The organism is Candidatus Poriferisocius sp., from assembly GCF_965219775.1.
In the GTDB taxonomy this organism is placed as follows: Bacteria; Actinomycetota; Acidimicrobiia; order Acidimicrobiales; family Bin134; genus Poriferisocius.
The window spans coordinates 987,429-1,006,950 of sequence record NZ_OZ244793.1 but is presented as its reverse complement, the minus strand read 5'-3'; the positions used below and the strand labels follow the sequence as shown (position 1 = coordinate 1,006,950).

The following is a 19,522-nucleotide window of genomic DNA, read 5'->3' as shown; positions in this document are numbered from 1 at the left end:
ATGGCATCGGAGAAACCCGGCTCGCCTCCCGCTTCGGCACCCCCGTCGGGTACCCGGACGACGCCATCACCGCCCACGGGTTCGGCGCCCCCCCTGTCGGCGGGCTCGACCTCCCCCGCAACCGCCCGACCCCCGCTGGACCCTCGAATCCAAGCCCGGCGCCAACGCGTCCGCTCCCGGCGGCGCCTGCGCCTGTGGATCGGCGTCGGGCTGGTGGTGGTGCTGGTGGCCATCGGGTACGGGATCACCCAGAGCCCACTGCTCGACGTGGACGAGGTGGAGGTGATCGGCGCCCAACGCACCGGGGCGGACGTGGTGCTGGCCACGGCGGGAATCGAGCGGGGCGACCCCCTGCTGGGGCTCGACGTGTCGGGGGCCCGTCGTGCCATCGCCGCGTTGCCGTGGGTGGACCAGGTGCGATCCAGCCGGGGGTGGGGAGGAAAAGTCACCTTCGACGTGACCGAGCGCGAGGCAGTGGCCCAGGTTGCGGTGGAGGCGGGGTGGGCGTTGTCGGATGTCCAGGGTCGGGTGCTGCACATCGATCCGGCCCCGGCCGACGTGCCGGTGGTGTTGGTGGGATCGGTTCCCCAACCAGGGGGGTGGTTGCCGGGGACGGCCTTGCCGCTGCTGGAAGCGGCCGAGGCCCTGGGTTCGATTCCCGCCGAAGAGCTTGGACCGATCTCTTGGGTGAACGGACAGGTCATCATCGACTTGCCCGGCTCGGGTCAGGCCTCTTGGGGGGGCCGGGATGATCCGCAAGGAAAAGCCGTTACCCTGGCCACGTTCCTGGCCAAAGTCGACCTGCACTGTTTCGAGTTGATCGACCTGAGCGTTCCCGAGTTTCCCGTGTTGACCCGAATCGACGACTGCTCGTAAACTACATCTACCTCTACTAGAGGAATAGCTATTCAAGCCTCAACCTCTTGTTCATATGAACCCCAAGTGGAGGGTGAAGTTTCAGGCGTGCGAAGCGAGGGAACCCATGGTTGATCCCCAGAACTACTTGGCGGTCATCAAGGTCGTCGGTGTGGGCGGCGGCGGTGTCAACGCAGTCGACCGCATGATCGAAACCGGTTTGCGCGGCGTGGAGTTCGTGGCCGTCAACACCGATGCCCAAGCCCTGCTCATGAGTTCGGCTGAAGTAAAGCTTGACATTGGTCGAGAGCTCACTCGAGGGTTGGGGGCAGGCAGCGACCCCGATGTCGGAGCCCAAGCGGCCACCGACCATCGTAAGGACATCGAGGTGGCCCTCAGTGGGGCCGACATGGTGTTCATCACCGCCGGAGAAGGCGGCGGTACCGGCACCGGGGCCGCCCCCGTGATCGCCGAAATAGCCAAGAGTCTGGGAGCGCTGACCATCGCCGTGGTCACCCGGCCGTTCGGCTTTGAGGGTCGGCGGCGTTCGGTGCAGGCCGAGAGCGGCATTCAGGCCCTCAAGGACAAAGTCGACACCCAAATCGTCATCCCCAATGACCGCCTGCTCACCATTTCCGACGATCAAACCTCGGTGGTGGATGCCTTCCGCATGGCCGACGAGGTGTTGCTGCAGGGCGTGCAGGGCATCACCGACCTGATCACCACCCCCGGGCTCATCAACACCGACTTCGCCGATGTGCGCATGGTGATGCACGACGCCGGGTCGGCGCTGATGGGAGTGGGGGTCTCTTCGGGCGAGGGTAAGGCGGTGAGCGCGGCCCGCAAGGCCATTTCCAGCCCGCTGTTGGAGGCCTCCATCGAAGGGGCCCGCGGCATCCTGCTGAGCATCGCCGGCGGTCCCGGTCTGGGCATCTTCGAGGTGACCGAGGCGGCCGAGATCGTGCAGGGGGTGGCCCACCCCGACGCCAACATCATCTTCGGTACGGTGGTGGACGACTCCTTGGGCGACCACATCCGGGTCACGGTGATCGCCGCCGGGTTCGATCGCTGGGAAGGCGAGCGGGCCACCCGATTGACGGCCGCCGATTCCCTGGGCTCGTCGGACACCCCTGACGTGTTCGGCGGGGCCGACGACGACTTCTTGGACTCCGAGATGGAAGACGAGTTCGACATCCCCTCCTTCCTCCGATAGCGGGCCGCAGCAGAGCGGGCCCATGCTCGAAGCCGCCGAAGTTGCCGAGCGCCTCAGTGCCCTGCGGGAGCGGCTGGCCCGGGTGGGGGGCGACCACGTACAGGTGGTGGCCGTCACCAAGGGTTTCGGGCCCGAGGCGGTGGCGGCGGCCACCGGCGCCGGTCTGTCGGACCTGGGGGAGAACTACGCCCAGGAGTTGCTGTCCAAAGCGGCGACCACGCCGGCTCCGCCCGCCGAGGACGGAGGCCCCCGGTGGCACTTCATCGGGCGACTGCAGCGCAACAAGATCCGCAAGATCGCCGGGGTGGTGCATCTGTGGCAGAGCGTGGACCGCCCGGAGGTGGCCGAGGAGATAGCCCGGCGGGCCCCCGGGGCGCGGGTGCTGGTGCAGGTGGACGTGGCCCGCACCGGTGGCCGCGGTGGGTGCCTGCCCGAGGACACCGAATCGCTGGTGGCCCGCGGTCGCCAGGCCGGGCTGGCGGTGGCGGGCCTGATGGCCGTCGGCCCCCCCGGCCCCCCCGAGGACGCCCGCCCCGGCTTCCGCCTGCTGGCCGCCCAAGCCCGTGAATTGGGCCTGGGGGAACTCTCCATGGGCATGAGCGCCGACATCGAGGTGGCCGTGGAGGAGGGGGCAACCATGATCCGAGTGGGCACCGCCCTGTTCGGCCCCCGCCCCGCCTGACCCGTGATCGCCGGTCGGCGGGGGGTGAGTCCCCGAAAACAGGGGGGTGTTCCTGTACGCTCGGAGGTATCCCATGAGTGAGCTGCCGAGAGGGGGATGAGCAAATGTCGTCCATGTGGCAGAAAACCAAGTTCTGGCTCGGGTTCGGTACGGAAGAGGAGTTCGCCCCCAGCGGTTACATGGAGCCGGATGCCGACATGCGGCTGGTGTCCCGGATGCCCGAGGAGCCGACGGTTATGGGCCCCGACATCGGCTCGGTGCGGCCCATTCCCTCGACCGGTCCGTCGGAGCCCGAGCCTCCGGCCGAGCAGCCCCGGAACAGCTTCGTGCGGCCCATCCCGTCGGCGGCCTCCAAGCCCTCGGTGGTGACGCCCATGTCGTTCGACGACGCCAAGGACGTGGGGGACTGCTTCCGCGGGGGCCAGGCGGTGATCGTCAACCTGCAACACGGCAGCCGGGACGTGGCCCGACGGTTGATCGACTTCTCCAGCGGGCTGTGCTACGGCCTGGACGGGCGCATGGAGCGGGTGGCCGACCACGTGTACCTGCTGACCCCCTCCGACGTGGAGGTGTCGGCCGAGGAACGGCGCCGCATGGAGCAGGCCGACTACCAGAACAACACCTGACGCCCCCCCGCCAATGGGCCGGGGCTGCGGTCAGGTCGCTTTGGTCAATTCGACAATCAGGTGGCCGGCGTCAATGCGTTGGAGATTCTTGATCCCTGCCGCCGTGGCCTTTTCGGCTTGATCGGCGACCCTCAGCTCTCGGACGGATGCGGCCAGGACCTGTTCGCAGATGTAGGTCTCATGGGCGCGCACGGCGTCGATGATCTCCTCATCAACCAACAGAGCCAGATCGATCCTGTCGGTGACGTTGAGGTCCAGCCTCTTTCGTTCGTCCTGAACCTTGCGCACCACATCGCGGGCGATGCCCTCGGCTTCCAGTTCGGGGGAGATGGCGGTGTCGAGGGCGACCACGGCGTCGCTGGTGGGTAGAGCGGCGGCGGTGGTGCCCTCCACCGGGTTCAGGGCCAAATCGAACTCGCCGTCGGCCAGCGTGTGGCCGGCCACGGTCACGGTACCGTCGGGGAGTTGCTCCCATTGGCCCGCCCGAGCGGCGGCGAACACCTCTTGGACCCCCTTGCCCAACCGGGGGCCCAAGACCTGCCCGTTGGGACGCAGCACGAACTGCCCGTAGGCGGCGAGATCATCGCTGAGGACCACGTCCTTCACGTTCACCTCGTCGGCGATCAGGTCGGCGAAAGGGGCCAGGGAGGCGGCGTCTTGGCCGGCCACGGTGAGTGACGGCAAGGGTTGACGCACCCGGATGGCCTCGTCCTCTCGGACCCGGAGCCCGGTGGAGCACACGTGGCGCACCCGGTCCATAGCGGCCACCAGCGCGGGGTCGTCGGGGAGTTCCTCGGGGTCAGGCCAATCGGCGAGATGAACGCTGGGCTCTCCGGTCAGGCCCCGGTAGATCTCCTCGGACACCAGCGGCAGGAACGGGGCCAGCAGCCGGGCCAGGGTGGTCAGCACCGTGTACAGGGTGTCGTAGGCGTCCTGCTTGTCGGCGGCCGAGGATGGCCGGGCCGGGGCCCAGAACCGATCACGGCTGCGGCGGATGTACCAGTTGTTGAGGGAGTCGATGAACCCCTCCAGTTCGGTGGCGGCGCCGGGCAGGTCGTAGGCCTCCATGCGCCCGGAGACCGCGTCGATCAGCATCCGGGTCTTGGCCAGGATGTAGCGGTCGAGCCGGTCCTCGGAGCCGGTCCGCCGTGAGGCCCGGACGCCGTCGGCGTTGGCGTAGAGGGTGAAGAAGTAATACGCGTTCCAGATGGGGATGATCACCTGGCGCATCACGTCGTCGATGCCGTCGTCGTCCAAGCGGAGATCGCCGCCCCGCACAATGGGCGACCCCATGAGGTACCAGCGCAGGGCGTCGGCCCCTTTGGTGGCGAAGATCTCCTCGGGCTCCGTGTAGTTCCTCAGCTTCTTGGACAGCTTGCGGCCCTGGGCGTCGAGCAGGATGCCGTGGCAGATCACGTTGTTGAAGGCGGGCCGGTCGAACAGGGCCGAGGCCAGCACGTGGAGGGTGTAGAACCAGCCCCTGGTCTGGTTGATGTACTCCACGATGAAGTCGGCCGGGAAGTGATGCTCGAACCACTCCTTGTTCTCGAAGGGGTAGTGGACCTGGGCGAAGGGCATCGACCCCGACTCGAACCAGCAGTCCAGCACCTCGGGCACCCGCCGCATGGTGGACGCACCGGTGGGGTCGTCGGGATTGGGCCGGGTCAGTTCGTCGATGCCGGGGCGGTGCAGGTCCGCCGGGCGCACCCCGAAGTCCCGTTCGATCTCGTCGAGGCTGCCATAAACGTCAACTCGAGGGTGAGACGGGTCGTCGCTGCGCCACACCGGGATGGGCGAGCCCCAGAAGCGGTTGCGGCTGATCGACCAGTCGCGGGCGCCCGCCAGCCAGGTGCCGAACCGGCCGTCGCGCACGTGGTTGGGCACCCAGTTGATCTGTTGGTTCAGGGCCAGCATGCGGTCGCGTATCTCGGTGACCCGCACGAACCAGGAACTCAGGGCCCGGTAGATGATGGGCTCGTCGGTGCGCCAGCAGTGGGGGTAGTTGTGCTCGTAGGTGGCGTGGCGCAGCACCCGGCCCTGGTCCTTCAGCCGGGTGATGATGCCCGGGTTGGCCTCGAACACGTTCACCCCGGCCCAGTCGGCCACCTCCTCGGTGAAGCGGCCCTGATCGTCCACCGGCACCACCACGGGCACGCCGTTGGCCTCGGCGGCCATCTGGTCGTCCTCGCCGAAGCCGGGGGCGGCGTGGACCACCCCGGTGCCCTCGGCGGTGTCCACGAAGTCGGCCCCCACCACCCGGAAGGCCCCGTCGTCGGCCAGGGAGGCGAAGTAGTCGAACAGCGGCCGGTAGCGCCGACCAATCAACTCGGCGCCGCGCACCGTGCCCACCACCCGGCCCTGGCCCAGTTCGGCGCCGTAGGCCTCCAGGGTGGCCGCGGCCAGAACCACGTGGCCGCCGTCGTGTTCCACCACGGCGTACTCCACCTCGGGCCCGACGATCAGCATCAGATTGGACGGCAGGGTCCACGGGGTGGTGGTCCAGGCCAACAGGCGCATCGCGCCCGGGTCGCCCGGTTCGGTCACCAGGTCGAAGGCCACGGTGATGGCCGGATCCTGGCGGGGTCGGGTGGCGTCGTCGAGCCGGATCTCGAAGTTGGACAGCGGGGTCTCGGCCGCCCACGAGTAGGGCATCACCCGGTAGGCCTCGTAGACCAGGCCCTTGTCCCACAGTTCCCTGAAGGCCCACATGACCGATTCCATGTAGGGCAGGTCCATGGTCTTGTAGTCGTTGTCGAAGTCCACCCAGCGGGCCTGGCGGGTGACGGTGGTCTCCCACTCCCGGGTGTAACGCTGCACGGACTGGCGGCAGTAGTCGTTGAATCGGTCGACCCCGTAGGCGGTGATGGACGCCCGTCCCGACACGTCCAACTCCTTCTCGGCCTCCATCTCGGCGGGCAGGCCGTGGCAGTCCCAGCCGAACCGGCGCTCCACCCGGCGACCCCGCATGGTGTGGTAGCGGGGGATCACGTCCTTCACGTAGCCGGTGAGGAGGTGGCCGTGGTGGGGGAGGCCGTTGGCGAACGGCGGCCCGTCGTAGAAGACGTACTCGTTGTCGCCGTCGGTGCCCGCCGTCCGGGACTCCACCGAGCGGGCGAAGGTGCCGTCGGCCGACCACGACTCCAGGACCCGGCGTTCGATCTCGGGGAACGAGGGCTTGGGGTCGACCTCGGGATAGGGAGGGGAGGGATCGGGCAACGGACCTCCAGGCGGGTGGGCTGCCCCAAGGTACCCGGTGCCGGCTTCGCTCCCGACATCATTAGCCGGCGGGCCCTCCCGGGGGCCGGGGAGTGTTCCGCAGCGGTGGCGGCTACACTGCCGCCTGCGATGGCAGAGAAGAAGACCGCGTCCAAGACTCCGGCGAAGAAGACCAGCACAGCCAAGGCCCCGGCCAAGAAGCCTGCGGCCAAGAAAGCAGCCTCCGCCAAGAAAGCAGCCGCGGCCAAGAAGAAGACCAGCACGGCCGAGGCCCCGGCCAAGAAAGCAGCCCCGGCCAAGAAAACAGCCCCGGCCAAGAAGCCTGCGGCCAAGAAGGCAGCCCCGGCCAAGAAGCCTGCGGCCAAGGCCCCGGCCAAGAAAACAGCTCCCGCCAAGAAGCCCCTGTTCGACGACAAGTACCTGGACAAGCAGCGGCGGCTGTTGTTGGAGGAGCGCAGCCGCTACGTGACCTCGGCCACCCGGCTCAAGGCGGAGGCCGACTCCCTGGTGGAGGAGCGGGAGCCGGGCGACGTGCAGTTCGACGAGGAGTCGGGGGAGGGGGACACGCTGGCGGTGGAGCGGGAACGCGACCTGGCCCTGAGCGCTCACGCCCGAGCCGCCGTCGAGCAGATCGACGCCGCCCTGGCCCGAATCGACAACGGCACCTACGGCATCTGCGTGGTGTCGGGCAAGCCCATCCCTCGCCAGCGCCTGAACGCCATCCCCTGGGCCGCCGAGCGGGTGGAGCACAAGGCGGGCGGGTTCTGAGTCGGTGGGCGTTCGCCGCCACAACGTGATCTTGCTGTCGGTGGCCGGTCTGGTGGTGGCCGTCGACCAGCTCACCAAGTGGTGGGCCCTGGTGACGCTGGACGACCGCAGCATCGACCTCATCTGGACGTTGAGGTTTCATCTGGTCCACAACACCGGGGCCGCCTTCGGTTTGGGACAGGACCGGGACACCGTGATCGCCGTGTTGGCCCTGGTGTTCGTGGTGGTGTTGGCCTGGGCCAGTTGGGGAGGCCGCCGGTTGTCGCTGCCCCCGCTGCTGTTGGGCATGGTGCTGGGCGGAGCGGTGGGCAACCTGTCCGATCGGGTGGCCCGCCGGGGTGACGGGGTGCTGGGCGGGGCGGTGGTGGACTTCATCGATTTCCAGTGGTGGCCGGTGTTCAACGTGGCCGACGCCTCCATCGTGGTGGCGGGCATCACTCTGGTGCTGTTGGCCTCCCGCCGTCAACCACCCCCGACGCCCGATGCAGCCGATGAATCCTGACCGCCCTGCCGGGTGATGTCCGGGTCGAGCTGATGGAGCGGGAGGGGGTGGTGAGCCAGGTGCTGGCCGGTGAGCGCCTGGATCGGGTGGTGGCGCTGGTGTGGGGGTGCAGCCGGGGCGAGGCCACCCGCCTGGTGAGCCAACACAAGGTGGAGGTGAACGGGGAGCCCGCGCGGGGTCGGGCACAGCGGCTGGTGGCGGGCGACCACATCGCGCTCCTGGAGCTGCCGCAGATGGCTCGGCCACGTCCGGAGCCCGATTCGTCGGTGCCGTTGGACGTGGTTCACGAGGACCGGCAGGTGATCGTGGTGAACAAGCCGCCGGGCTTGGTGGTCCATCCCGGATCGGGCCACCCCGCCGGAACCCTCGTGAACGGGTTGTTGGCCCGGTACCCCGATATGGCCGGGGTGGGCGACCCGGACCGTCCGGGCATCGTCCATCGCCTCGACCGGGGCACCTCGGGGCTGTTGGTGGTGGCCCGGACCCAGGACGCCCATGAGGCGTTGACCGCGGCCCTTGGTCGCCGGGACGTTCACCGGGGCTATGTCGCTTTGGTGGAAGGATGGCCCGACGACGACCGGGGGGTCATCGATGCCCCGGTGGGCCGCTCGGCTCGCCATCCCACCAAGATGGCGGTGACCGCCGAAGGCCGCCCGGCCCGGACCCACTACGAGGTGATCGCTCGGATGCCGCCCCGAACCGATGACCCCGGTGACGCGAAGACGGGGAGAGCCGACCCCGCCGACGGTTGGACCCGCCCATCGGCCGGTCTGGCGGTGACGCTGGAGACCGGGAGGACCCACCAGATCCGGGTACACCTGGCCGCCATCGGCCACCCGGTGCTCGGCGACGACCTCTACGGCCGGGCCGACCAACCCGGTATCGACCGCCCGGCCCTGCACGCTCGGGCCTTGGCCTTCCGCCACCCCGAGACCGGCGAGCGGCTGCGATTCGAGGTCGATCCCCCCGAGGACTTCTCCCGCCTCCACCGATTGTTGCGCGGCGACGATCTCTCCGGCTCGGTGTGAGCCAAGCAGGGGAGCAGTCTGCCCGTGTTGATCGCCGGAGGGCCTCAGTCCGAGCCGGGCCAGGGGAGCAGGCCGCGTGCGGTCTTTGCGATATCGGCCAGGGTGTAGTCGCTCAACAGGTCGTGCATGATGTCACCCGCGTGGGTCCAGATGGCCAAGAGCACGCACTGGCCTTCGTGGTCGCAGGCCCCGTCCTGGTGGGGTTCCCCGAAATCGCCCAGCACGATGGGACCGTCCACCGCGCTGACGATCTCGCTCAGGCGGATCTCCTGGGCCGGTCGGGCCAGGGCGTAGCCTCCACCGGCCCCCCGCTTGGAGCGGACCAGGCCCGCACCCTTGAGGGCCTGGAGAATCTGCTCGAGGTAGGGCTGGGGAAGGCCGGTGCGTTCGGCGATGTCCCGGACCGAGGTCGGTCCCGACTCATCGGCGTGCAGGGCCAGCGACAACAGCGCCCGGCTGGCGTAGTCTCCCCGCGTGGATACTCTCACCGCCCGTCACCCTAGTGGTCGAGCCGGCGGCACCGAACCCGCCCCGTTTCCGGTGCTTCCCGACTACCGGGGGGCGTGTTTGAGCAACGTGGTACCCGCTCTGCTGGGACCACCCGACGCCTGTGCGTGGATGCCCGCCCCGGTGCGGGAGGCCAAGGCGGTGGTGCTGTTGCTGGTGGACGGCATGGGCTGGGAGCAGCTTTGCGGGCGGGCCAAGCTGACTCCGGTGCTGTCGGCCATGGAGGGCGGGCCCATCACCACGGTGGCGCCCACCACCACGACCACGGCACTGACGTCGCTGGTCACCGGGTCGGCCCCCGGCGAGCACGGCCTGATCGGCTATCAGCTCGCCGTCGGCGGCCAGGTGCTCAACACGCTGCGCTGGACGGCGGGCACCAAGCGAGCCGATGCCCGCAAGAGCATCGTCCCCGAGCAGATGCAGACCCGGCCCGCCTTCTTCGGGCGGCGGGTGCCCGCGGTGGGCCGCAGCGAGTTCGTGGGTACCGGGTTCACCCGGGCACACCTCGACGGGGTGGACTACCGGGGCTACAAGCTCACCAGCTCCTTGGCCGTGGAGGTCCGGATGCTGGTGGACGCCGGGGCCCCTCTGGTGTACGCCTACTACGACGGACCCGACCGGATCGGCCACGAGTACGGGTTCGGCCCCCACCTCGACGCCGAGTACGCCGAGGTGGACCGACTGGTGGCCCAACTCCTGGCCGTGCTGCCCCCCGAAGCCGCCCTTCTGGTGGTGTCCGACCACGGGCAGGTCATGGTGGGCGACGCCAAGATCGAACTGGCCCGGGAGGTGCGGGCGCTGTCGGCGGTGGTGTCGGGCGAGGCCCGGTTCCGCTGGCTGCACGCCCGGCCCGGTCGGGCCCCGGATCTGCTGGCCGCCGCCGAGGGGCTCTACGGCCAACACGGCCTGGTGGTCGGCCAACAGCAGGTTTTGGACGAGGAGTGGTTCGGCCCGGTGGTGAGTGAGCAGGCGCGGTCGCGCATGGGCGACGTGGCCCTGGTGCCCCACGAGCCGGTGGCGTTCGTCGAGCCCCCCTCGCCCACCAAGAAGTCCAGCGGTACCACCAAGAAGAAGCCCCCCTTCCAGCTCCTGGGCCGCCATGGTTCGCTGACCTCGGCGGAGGTGCTGGTGCCCTGCGTGGCCGCGTTCGGTACCCGGACATGAAGGGTTGCCGGGCAGCGAACGCGAGCGGGTAGATTGCCGACCATGCCCGAACCCTCCCGACCGGTGCCCGCCGAACCCGCCGAGGTGGTGCGCGAGGGCCTGCCCGCCCCCGCTCCGGCCGACGGGGAATCCGGCGACCTCCCCTCGGTGGGGGAGGCCATCGAGCAGCCGGCCAAGGTGATGCGGGTGGGCACGATGATGAAGCAGCTCCTGGACGAGGTGCGCCAATCCAGCCTGGACGAGTCCAGCCGTGATCGCCTCCGGGAGATCTACGCCACCTCCATCGACGAGCTGGGTTCGGCCCTGTCGGCCGATCTGCGGGAGGAGCTGGACCGTCTCATGCTCCCCTTCCCCGAGGATCACCCGCCCAGCCAGGCCGAACTGCAGGTGGCCAAGGCCCAGTTGGTGGGCTGGCTGGAGGGCCTCATCCAGGGCATTCAGGCCGCCCTGTTCGCCCAGCAGGTGTCGGCCCAGCAACAGCTCGCCAACATGCGCGGCAAGCTTCCCGCCGGCACGCCGCCGCCGGGCGACCAGCCGGTGGGCACCTACTTGTAGACGCCCCCTGACCAGGGGAAATGCCGGGGAAACAGGAAATCGGGCATCGGGCGAGCACGCCGTGGGCCGCCTTGGTAGGGTCAGGACACGCCCAAACCACACGCCTGTAGTTGTCCACAGCCAGGCCACAGATCGTCCACAGGAGCGCCGTGTCCAGTTCCTTCACCCACCTGCACGTTCACACCGAGTACTCCATTCTTGACGGCGCCTCCCGAGTGGGGGAGTTGGTCGAGGCGGCGGCCGCCGACGGGCAGCCCGCGTTGGGGATCACCGATCACGGCAACATGTACGGGGTGGTGGACTTCTACCGCGCCTGTCGCGATGCGGGCGTCAACCCGGTCATCGGCACCGAGGCCTACATGGCCCACGAGCATCGAAGCGACCGTCCACCCCGTCGGGGCAAGGTGGACGACGGTGGGGGCACCACCGAGGCCGGGGAGAAGGTCTACTACCACCTGACGCTTCTGGCCGAGAACAACGCCGGCTACAAGAACCTGATCCAGCTCGCCAGCCGGGCCTTCCTCGAGGGCTACTACTACAAGCCCCGACTCGACTGGGAACTCCTGGCCGAGCACAGCGAGGGGCTGATCGCCACCACCGGATGCCTGGCGGGCCACGTGCTCCAGGCCCTGCTGCGCCACGACTACGACGGCGCGGTGGCCAAGGCGGCCCGCCTCCAGGACATCTTCGGCCGCGACAACCTGTTCGTGGAAATCCAGGACCACGGGATTCCCGAACAGCGGCGCACCAACCCCGAGTTGATCCGTCTGGCGCGCCAGATCGGCGCGCCCCTGTTGGCCACCAACGACAGCCACTACACCCACAAGGACGACGCCGAGGCCCACGACGCCCTGTTGTGCGTGCAGACCGGCTCGTTGGTCAGCGACACCGATCGGTTGAAGTTCGACAGCAGCGACCACTACCTCAAAACGGCGGCCGAGATGCGCCACCTGTTTTCCGAGATCAGCGAGGCCTGCGACAACACCCTGTGGATCGCGGAGCGGGCCGACCTGGAGATCGAGTTCGGCAAGCCCCAGCTTCCCGATTTCCCCATCCCCGAGGCCTACGACGGCGCCGACCACTACCTGCAGGCGCTCACCCTGGAGGGCGCCGAGGCCCGGTGGGGCAGCCCGCTGCCCGACGAGGTGGCCGACCGGTTGGCCTACGAACTCCGGGTCATCTCCGACATGGGCTTTTCGTCCTACTTCCTGATCACCTGGGATCTGATCCGCTACGCCCGCCAACGGGGCATCCGGGTGGGGCCGGGCCGGGGCAGCGCGGCGGGGTGCGCGGTGGCCTACAGCCTGCGGATCACCGACCTGGACCCGATCCGCTACGACCTGCTGTTCGAGCGCTTCTTGAACCCGTCGCGGGTGTCCATGCCCGACATCGACATGGACTTCGACTCCCGCTACCGCGACGAGATCATCCGCTACGCCTCCCAGAAGTACGGGGAGGACCACGTGGCTCAGATCATCACCTTCTCCACCATCAAGGCCCGGGCGGCGGTGCGCGACAGCGCCCGGGTGTTGAACTTCCCGTACGCGCTGGGCGACAAGCTGGCCAAGGCCATGCCCCCGCTGATCCTGGGCCGGGACACCCCGCTGTGGGCCTGCCTCGAGAAGACCGAGGAGCACGCCGACGGCTATGTGGCCGCCGCCGACCTGCGCAAGATGTACGAGAGCGACGAGGACGCCCGCAAAGTGGTGGACGTGGCCCGGGGCCTGGAGGGGCTGCGCCGCCAGGACAGCATCCACGCCGCCGCGGTGGTGATCACCAAGGAACCCCTCACCGAGCACCTCCCCATTCAGCGCAAGGCGTCGCCGGGGGAGTCGCTGGAGGAAGCCCCCATCGTCACCCAGTACGAGATGCACGCGGTAGAGGACCTGGGCCTGCTCAAGATGGACTTCTTGGGCCTGCGCAACCTAGACGTCATTGAGGACGCCATCGGGCTGATCGAGCAGTCCCACGGGGTGCGGGTGGACATCGACAACGTGCCCCTCGACGACCAGGCCACCTACGAGCTGCTGGCCAGGGGCGAGACCATCGGGGTGTTCCAGTTGGAGAGCGGCCCCATGCGGTCGCTGATCCGTTCGCTGAAGCCGACCTGTTTCGACGACGTGGCCGCCCTGGTGGCGCTGTACCGGCCGGGGCCGATGGCGGCCAACATGCACAAGGACTACGCCGACCGCAAAAACGGCCGCGCCCCGGTGCGCTTCTTCCACGACGACGCCGCCGACATTCTGGGCGACACCTACGGGTTGATGATCTACCAGGAGAGTGTGATGCGGGTGGCCCAGCGGTTTGCGGGCTACTCGCTGGCCGAAGCCGACAACCTGCGCAAGGCCTGCGGCAAGAAAGACCGCGAGCTGATGGCCAAGGAGCGGGACACGTTCGTGGACGGTTGCGATCAGAGCGGCTACGGGAGTGCCCTGGGCACCGAGCTGTTCAACATCATCGAGCAGTTCGCCGACTACGCCTTCACCAAGAGCCACGCCTACGGCTACGGGCTCATCGCCTACCAGGGCGCCTATCTCAAGGCCCGCTATCCCGTGGAGTACATGGCCGCCCTGTTGACCAGCGTCAAGAACAAGCTGGAGAAAGCGGCGGTGTACCTGGCCGAGTGCCGCCAGATGAAGATCACCGTGGCCCTGCCCGACGTGAACCGCTCGGAGTCGGACTTTGCCGCCACCCGGACGGCCGAGGGCGACCAGGCCATCACCTTCGGGTTGTCGGCCATCCGCCACGTGGGCACGGGCACGGCCCAGATGATCCTGGAGGAGCGGGCCGCCGAAGGTCCGTTCGCCGACTTCCACGACTTCTGCGGGCGGGTCGACCCCATCGTGTTGAACAAGGGCGTGGTCGAGGCCCTCATCAAGGCGGGCTGCTTCGACTCGCTGGGCCATCCCCGCCAGGGACTGCTGAACGTGTCGGAGACCATCGTACGGCGGTGCATCCAGCAACAGCGCGAGCGCAGCCAGGGCATCATGAGCCTGTTCGGCGAGGACACCCAGGAGTCCTTCGACCATCCCATCGAGGTACCCGACGCCGAATTCGACAAGTCGGCCAAGCTGGCGGCCGAAAAGGAAATGCTCGGGCTCTACGTGTCCGACCACCCGGTGCTGGGCATGGAGGGGGTGCTGGCCCGCAAGGCCACCCATCGCCTCGACCAACTGGCCGAGGCCGAGGAGGGGTCGTCGGTGAGGGTGGGCGGGGTGGTGAGCAACCTGAGCAAGCGGTGGACCCGAAAGGGCGACCAGATGGCCACCTGCACGCTCGAGGACATGTACGGGGCGGTGAAGGTGACCCTGTTTCCCCGGTCCATGGAGGAGCACGGCCACAAGCTGGCCGACGACCAGGTGGTGGTGGTCGAGGGGCGGGTGGACCGCCGCGACGACGAGGACGGCGTGATCTGCTTCCGGGTGGATCCCGTCGACCCGTCGGCGGCCGACGAGTACACCCCGTTGACCCTCAAGCTGGGCACCAACGGCCTGACCTCCGAGCGGATCGACACCCTGAAGTCGGCCCTCACCGGCCATCCGGGCCGCAGCGAGGTGATTTTGATGCTCGGTGACCACCGGGCCGTCAAGCTCCCGGAGGCCTACGGGGTGGACGCCGACGGCGGGTTGATCGGCGAGCTGCGGGAGCTGCTGGGGGACAAAGCCATCGCCGTGTAGGGCGGCTAGCTGGCACTTTGCCGCCCGCTTGCCCGCCGGCCGGTGCGCCCGCAAGCGGCGGGTTTGCGCGCCGACGGGGGCGGTTGATGGACTATAGGGGTACCCACGAGGGGAATCAGTGGGTCATCAACGTACGAGGAGGACGATCAGCCCATGGCCATCGACGTCGAAACCAAGGACTGCACAGCGGTTACCGACGCGGAATTGGCCGAAATGGCCGACATGTGTGTTGACGGTCCCAACCCCTACTCGGTGGGCCTGCTCTCCAAACAGACCGAGGAGTGGGTGCTGATTTCCACCGCACGCGAGAACGGCAAGCTGCGGGGCTTCGCCTTCTCCACCCTGGAGCGCATCGGGGGTACCCCGAGCGTGTTGGTGGGCTTGGCCTCGGTGGCCCGTACCTCCAAGCGCAGCACCGTGTTGCGCCAACTCACCGACGCCCAGCTCCATCGGGCCCTGATGGCGTTCCCCGACGAGGACGTGCTGGTGGGAACCCAGTTCGACAATCCCGGCGGGTTCGACGCCTTCAAGGCGCTGGTGGACATCGTGCCCCGTCCGGGACACAAGGCCTCGGGCGAGGAGCGGGCCTGGGGGCGCCGGCTGGCCAAGCGGTTCAGCATCAACACCTCCCGGTACCTGGACCGGGACTTCCGGGTGGTGGGCGACGACGGTCAGTCCTGCCTGCTGGACTACGAGACCAACAAGCCCGACAGCATCGACCCCGACGTGGCCGCCCTGTTCGACGACCTGGATCGGGCCGCGGGCGACACCATGATCGCCTTCGGCTGGATCATGGCCGAAGACCTGCTCAAGTACGGCTGAGCGCCCCGACTTCCCTCCGGCGGCCCATGTGCCGCAACTTCCGCCCGGACGACTTGCCCGACGGGCTGGTGGTGGATCTGCTCGACCGGGCTCGGCGAGCCCCCTCGGCGGGCAACACCCAGGCCGTGGAGTTCGGCGTGGTCACCGACCCGGAGCGCTACTGGGGCATCACGTTGACTCCCGAGCGCCGGGCCGAGTTCGCCTGGCCCGGCTTGTTGCGGGCCCCCGTGTTGGTGCTGGTGCTGACCGACCCGGAACGCTACGTGCAGCGCTACGCCGAGCCCGACAAGGCCCACTCCGGCTTGGGCCGCAACCCCGAGGCGTGGCCCGTGCCCTACTGGTGGGTGGACGCGGGCATGGCCGTCCACCATCTGTTGGTGGCCGCCACCGCCGCCGATCTGGGGGCCTGCTTCTTCGGGGTCTTCGAGCACGAGGCCGCCGTGCGGCAGGGACTCGGGTTGGCCGACCGGTACCGGATCGTGGGAACGGTGGCGTTGGGCTACGCCGCCGACCACCGCCCCGGCCGGTCCGCGGGCCGACCCCGCCGCCCCATCGACGAGGTCGTTCACCTTGTGCCGCCGGATCGTCTACGGTGCTCGCCATGAACATGCCCAACCCCGAAGACCGCCTGGCCATCGAGGACGTGATCGTCCGCTACACCGTCGCCATCGACGAGAAGGACTGGGACCTCCTCGACACGGTGTTCACCCCCGATGCCCGCCTGGACTACTCCTCGTCGGCCCCCGACGTGCCCGAGGCCGCGGGCGACTACCCCACGGTGAAGGGGTGGCTGCAGGCCGCGCTGTCGATCTTCCCCATGACCCAGCACCTGGTGGGCAAGACCTACATCCGGAGTTGGGACGGCGACACCGCCCAGTGCACCACGCTGTTCCACAACCCCATGGGCATGCCGGTGGCCGACGACGGCAAGACGTTCGATCCCAACGGGCCCAAGCAGTTCATGTTCTTCGTGGGGGGCTGGTACCACGACACGGTGACCCGCACGCCCGACGGCTTCCGCATCACCCAGAAGATCGAGACCTCCGGCTACCACGAGGGGGGCTTCCCCGAGGGCTTCGCCGGCCCCTAGCCGTCTCCCTGGCGGCTTGGCAATGGCCCCGTAGTAGGACGGCCCGGCGACGGGTGGGGTAGTGTCGTCATCGTGCAGATCCCCATGGTGGACTACTTGGTCTTGGGCGACGAGCCCCACTTGCAGGCCAACCAGTGTGACAATTGCGGCGCCCGTTTCTTCGGTCGGCGCAACGCCTGTGCCCACTGCGGGGGACGGGAGTTCTCCACGGTTCCGGTGAGCAACACCGGCACGCTGCGCACATTCAGCATCGTGTACCGGGCCGCCCCCACCATTCCGACGCCCTACGTGTCGGCCATCATCCGCACCGATGACGACACCACCGTGCGCTCCAACCTCATCAACGTGGAGCCCGACCCCGCCAAGATCACCCTGGGCATGAAGGTGAAGCTGGACACCTACGTGGCGGGCACCGACGACGACGGCCAGGAGGCGGTGGCCTTCGGCTACTCCCCGGCGTGACCATCTGACCGAACCAACCGACAGGAGGCCGACAATGGCGCAAGACATCTGGGTACTGGGAACGCACATGACGGCGTTCGGGCGCTATCCCGAACAGGACGCCGTGGACCTGGCCACCGCGGCCGCCCTGGGGGCGTTGGACGACGGGGGGGTGACCATGTCCGACATGGACCTCTTGGCCTGCGGCACCTTGTTCCAGGCCAGCTCCGGCATGGGCCAGCAGGTGCAAAAGCAGATCGGCCAGACCGGCATTCCGGTGTACAACGTGTCCAACGCCTGCGCCACCGGGGCCACCGCCCTGCGCACGGTGATCATGGCCATTCGGGCCGGTGAGGCCGACCTGGGCCTGGCCATCGGCGTGGAGCAGATGGGCAAGATGGGCCTGTTGGCCGGCGGATCCCGCAAGGAGAAGAACGTGTACGAGCCGTCGGGCCGCTACGGGGCGGTGATGGCCATCGACGGCATCCTGGGCACCGACACCATGCCCGGCGTGTTCGCCCAGGCGGGTATGGAGTACGCCAACGACAACGACGGCGTGGGTTTCGAGCAGTTCGCCAAGGTGGCCCAGAAGAACCACGCCCACTCCACCCTGAACCCCCTGGCCCAGTACCAAAAGGAGTTCACCCTGGAGGAGGTCATGGGGTCGCCCATGCAGTCGTACCCCAACACCTTGCTGATGTGCTGCCCCACCGGCGACGGGGCGGCGGCCACCGTGCTGGTGGGCGAGGAGCGGTTCGCCTCCCTGAGCAAGGAGCAACAGGCCCGGGCGGTGAAGATCTCCGCTTCGGTGCTGACCACCGACCCCTACGTGGAATCGGGCCACATGCAGCCCGACGTGAACACCCTCACCCGCAACGCCGCCCAGGCCGCCTACGAGCAGGCCGGGGTCGGACCCGAGGATCTCAGCCTGGTGGAGCTGCACGACTGCTTCGCCACCGCCGAGCTGATCCACTACGACAACCTGGGCCTGTGCGAGCCCGGCGGGGCCGGCGACTTCATCGACCGGGGCGCGCCGTGGCGCGACGGTGACACCCCGGTGAACGTGTCCGGCGGGCTGATCTCCAAGGGGCATCCCATCGGCGCCACCGGCGTGGCCAACGTCTACGAGGTGGCCACCCACCTGCGGGGCGAGGCCGGAGACCGCCAGATCGAGGGGGCCAACGTGGGTTTGGCCCACGTGATCGGGCTCGGCTCGAGCTGCGGGGTCCACATCCTGGAAAAGAGCGGGGTGGGCTGAGCCCCACCTCCAACCGAATCCCTCTCCCCGCGCCGGTCACCCCTGCCCATGAGCGTCCAGATCGATCACGCCGGCAAGGTGGCGTTGGTCACCGGTTCGGGAGCGGGCATCGGCCGGGAGATCGCCCGGTGGCTGGCCCGAGCGGGCGCCGCGGTGGCGGTGAACGACGTGCGGGCCGAACCGGCCGCCGAGACGGTGGAACTCATCGCCGGCGAGGGGGGCACCGCCGCTCCCCACGTCGCTGATCTGCGGGGCGACGAGGCCATCGAACAGCTCGTCGCCGGGGTGGTGGACCGGTGGGGCCGCCTGGACATCGCGGTCAACAACGTGGGGATGATGGCCGGACGGGGGGTGGCCCGCTTCGTGGACACCGACGGCGCCCATTGGCGGGACATCCTGGATCAGAACGTGGTGCTGACCGCGCTGTGCGGTCGGGCCGAGGCCCGGGTGATGATGGAGCAGGGAGGGGGCGTGATCCTCAACGTGAGTTCGGGGGAAACCACCCGACCGTCGCCCATGATGTCGAGCTATGCCGCGGCCAAGGCGGCCATCAACCACCTGACCTGGTCCATGGCGGTGGAACTCGGTCCTCACGGCATCCGGGTCAACGCGGTGGCGCCGGGCACCACCCTCACCGAGGTGGTGAAGGAGGCCTTTCCCGCCGACCACTACCAGGAGATCGTGGCCGCCACCCCGCTGCGCCGGGAGACCCTGCCCGAAGAACTGGGGCGGTTGTGCGTGTACCTGGCCTCCGACTTGGCCCGCTGCACCACCGGGCAGTTGATCCTGGCCGACGCCGGGGCCTTCCTGTCCCGGGGGCGACCCCCGAATCTCGGTTCCGAATCCCTGATCAAGGAGACGCCGTGATGGACCAGACCCTGTTGGACGACGCCGTGGGCGAGTTGCGGGCCATGGTGGCCCTGGACGGGGGCGACGTGGAGGTGGTGTCGGCCGGTGACGGCGCGGTGGCCCTGCGGCTCATTCTGGAGGGCGCCGAGTGCCGGGAGTGCGTGATGCCCCGGGACTTCCTGGAACAGATCGCCCTCGACATGATCGGCTCACGGCTGAGCGAGGTACAGGCCGTGACCATCCACGACCCCCGCGAGCAGGACTGACCG

Annotated in this window: 19 protein-coding genes; 17 read left to right on the top strand and 2 right to left on the bottom strand. The window is 68.8% G+C overall.

All coding sequences use genetic code 11. The features are described 5' to 3' along the window. The 4 genes from ACOQPQ_RS04595 to ACOQPQ_RS04580 all read left to right on the top strand — a co-directional run bounded on the left by ACOQPQ_RS04595 (window position 1) and on the right by ACOQPQ_RS04580 (window position 3,376). Window positions 1-876, top strand: a complete 876-nt coding sequence (locus ACOQPQ_RS04595; protein WP_420638269.1) for a cell division protein FtsQ/DivIB — start codon at window positions 1-3, stop codon at window positions 874-876. Window positions 877-982: 106 nt separating this feature from the next. Next, entirely contained in the window at window positions 983-2,068 is a 1,086-nt protein-coding gene (gene ftsZ, locus ACOQPQ_RS04590; RefSeq protein ID WP_420638268.1) for a cell division protein FtsZ, read from the top strand. Between the two features lie 22 nt (window positions 2,069-2,090). Then, entirely contained in the window at window positions 2,091-2,750 is a 660-nt protein-coding gene (locus ACOQPQ_RS04585; RefSeq protein ID WP_420638267.1) for a YggS family pyridoxal phosphate-dependent enzyme, read from the top strand. A gap of 113 nt (window positions 2,751-2,863) precedes the next feature. Beyond that, window positions 2,864-3,376: a cell division protein SepF gene (locus ACOQPQ_RS04580; protein WP_420638266.1), complete on the top strand. Its 513-nt coding sequence runs from the start codon at window positions 2,864-2,866 to the stop codon at window positions 3,374-3,376. 30 nt (window positions 3,377-3,406) lie between these two features. Here ACOQPQ_RS04580 and ileS read toward each other — a convergent pair whose 3' ends face one another. Beyond that, on the bottom strand, window positions 3,407-6,592 hold the full coding sequence (gene ileS / locus ACOQPQ_RS04575) for an isoleucine--tRNA ligase (protein WP_420638265.1): 3,186 nt from the start codon (window positions 6,590-6,592) through the stop codon (window positions 3,407-3,409). Window positions 6,593-6,721: 129 nt separating this feature from the next. Here ileS and ACOQPQ_RS04570 point away from each other — a divergent pair, with 129 nt between their 5' ends. The 3 genes from ACOQPQ_RS04570 to ACOQPQ_RS04560 are packed head-to-tail and all read left to right on the top strand — an operon-like array spanning window position 6,722 to window position 8,890. Continuing rightward, entirely contained in the window at window positions 6,722-7,360 is a 639-nt protein-coding gene (locus ACOQPQ_RS04570) for a TraR/DksA family transcriptional regulator (RefSeq protein ID WP_420638264.1), read from the top strand. Window positions 7,361-7,364: 4 nt separating this feature from the next. Continuing rightward, window positions 7,365-7,862: a signal peptidase II gene (gene lspA, locus ACOQPQ_RS04565; protein WP_420638263.1), complete on the top strand. Its 498-nt coding sequence runs from the start codon at window positions 7,365-7,367 to the stop codon at window positions 7,860-7,862. Between the two features lie 32 nt (window positions 7,863-7,894). Continuing rightward, a complete protein-coding gene (locus ACOQPQ_RS04560; RefSeq protein WP_420638262.1) occupies window positions 7,895-8,890 on the top strand; it encodes an RluA family pseudouridine synthase in 996 nt (331 codons plus the stop codon). A 44-nt stretch (window positions 8,891-8,934) separates the two neighbouring features. On the opposite strand, the gene ACOQPQ_RS04555 is transcribed toward ACOQPQ_RS04560, so the two are convergent. Beyond that, a complete protein-coding gene (locus ACOQPQ_RS04555; RefSeq protein ID WP_420638261.1) occupies window positions 8,935-9,378 on the bottom strand; it encodes an RrF2 family transcriptional regulator in 444 nt (147 codons plus the stop codon). On the opposite strand from ACOQPQ_RS04555, the gene ACOQPQ_RS04550 reads away from it, so the two are divergent. The 10 genes from ACOQPQ_RS04550 (at window position 9,365) to ACOQPQ_RS04505 (ending at window position 19,519) form a co-directional block, all read left to right on the top strand. Further along, window positions 9,365-10,561: an alkaline phosphatase family protein gene (locus ACOQPQ_RS04550; protein WP_420638260.1), complete on the top strand. Its 1,197-nt coding sequence runs from the start codon at window positions 9,365-9,367 to the stop codon at window positions 10,559-10,561. The genes ACOQPQ_RS04555 and ACOQPQ_RS04550 overlap by 14 nt on opposite strands. A 42-nt stretch (window positions 10,562-10,603) precedes the next feature. After that, window positions 10,604-11,116, top strand: a complete 513-nt coding sequence (locus ACOQPQ_RS04545; RefSeq protein ID WP_420638259.1) for a proteasome activator — start codon at window positions 10,604-10,606, stop codon at window positions 11,114-11,116. A gap of 149 nt (window positions 11,117-11,265) precedes the next feature. Beyond that, complete coding sequence (dnaE, locus tag ACOQPQ_RS04540) at window positions 11,266-14,793, top strand: DNA polymerase III subunit alpha (protein ID WP_420638258.1); 3,528 nt, start codon at window positions 11,266-11,268, stop codon at window positions 14,791-14,793. A gap of 153 nt (window positions 14,794-14,946) precedes the next feature. Continuing rightward, window positions 14,947-15,615, top strand: coding sequence for a hypothetical protein (locus ACOQPQ_RS04535; RefSeq protein ID WP_420638257.1), 669 nt, complete (start codon window positions 14,947-14,949; stop codon window positions 15,613-15,615). A 26-nt stretch (window positions 15,616-15,641) separates the two neighbouring features. Then, complete coding sequence (locus ACOQPQ_RS04530) at window positions 15,642-16,220, top strand: nitroreductase family protein (RefSeq protein ID WP_420638256.1); 579 nt, start codon at window positions 15,642-15,644, stop codon at window positions 16,218-16,220. After that, the gene (locus ACOQPQ_RS04525) at window positions 16,217-16,705 is read left to right on the top strand and encodes a nuclear transport factor 2 family protein (protein ID WP_420638255.1); all 489 of its coding nucleotides are present in this window, start codon (window positions 16,217-16,219) and stop codon (window positions 16,703-16,705) included. Before ACOQPQ_RS04530 ends, ACOQPQ_RS04525 begins: the two co-directional genes overlap by 4 nt. A gap of 84 nt (window positions 16,706-16,789) precedes the next feature. Then, the gene (locus ACOQPQ_RS04520) at window positions 16,790-17,167 is read left to right on the top strand and encodes a Zn-ribbon domain-containing OB-fold protein (RefSeq protein WP_420640354.1); all 378 of its coding nucleotides are present in this window, start codon (window positions 16,790-16,792) and stop codon (window positions 17,165-17,167) included. 34 nt (window positions 17,168-17,201) lie between these two features. Continuing rightward, window positions 17,202-18,404, top strand: coding sequence for a thiolase family protein (locus tag ACOQPQ_RS04515; protein ID WP_420638254.1), 1,203 nt, complete (start codon window positions 17,202-17,204; stop codon window positions 18,402-18,404). Between the two features lie 48 nt (window positions 18,405-18,452). Beyond that, entirely contained in the window at window positions 18,453-19,271 is an 819-nt protein-coding gene (locus ACOQPQ_RS04510; RefSeq protein ID WP_420638253.1) for an SDR family NAD(P)-dependent oxidoreductase, read from the top strand. Beyond that, entirely contained in the window at window positions 19,271-19,519 is a 249-nt protein-coding gene (locus ACOQPQ_RS04505; protein WP_420638252.1) for a NifU family protein, read from the top strand. The genes ACOQPQ_RS04510 and ACOQPQ_RS04505 overlap by 1 nt, the downstream gene beginning before the upstream one ends. The last annotated feature ends 3 nt before the right edge of the window (window positions 19,520-19,522 follow it).